At 44.5% G+C, this 503-nt stretch carries 1 protein-coding gene; it reads right to left on the reverse strand.

Annotated elements, in window-relative coordinates; translation table 11 throughout:
* Positions 1-242 precede the first annotated feature (242 nt).
* Positions 243-503: methyl-accepting chemotaxis protein (locus tag R7Z50_RS31485; protein ID WP_318150272.1), on the reverse strand; the 261-nt coding region annotated here is incomplete at its 5' end.

Consider the following 503-nt stretch of genomic DNA (forward strand, 5'->3'; position numbering starts at 1 on the left):
ATTTATATCGATTTTAATCTACGAAAGTTATTTATATTCGTATCGCAAATGCTGACGAGGTGTGTAATAAGAATGGAAGATGTTAACGTTTGCGAAACGTCGGCATTATACATTGCAGGTGAGATTTCATCGAGAAATAACAGCGTGTTACCTTCCTCGCTATAAACGGTATTCGCGAAGCGAGGAAGGAAAACTAGAACCGAGAATGGGCTCTTTGAAGCAGAAGTTTTTGAAGCGATTAATTACAAAGTGCGGTTGAACTGTGCGACAGCTTCAACCACTCGGCTTGCTCCGTCTTGGATATCGTTCATAACATTGCCCGCCTTTTCAGACAGCTCTAGCGTATCAAGCGCCTCTTTTTGACACTGAGAAATCAGTGCAACAGCATTATTGGTGCGCTCTAGATTTTCCGTCACCATCGAGACAATCTCATCTGTCGTGGTATTGGTGCGCATGGCAAGCTGGCGTACTTCATCGGCAACCACCGCGAAACCACGTCCATG

The sequence above is a fragment of the Vibrio sp. 1249-1 genome (assembly GCF_033340495.1).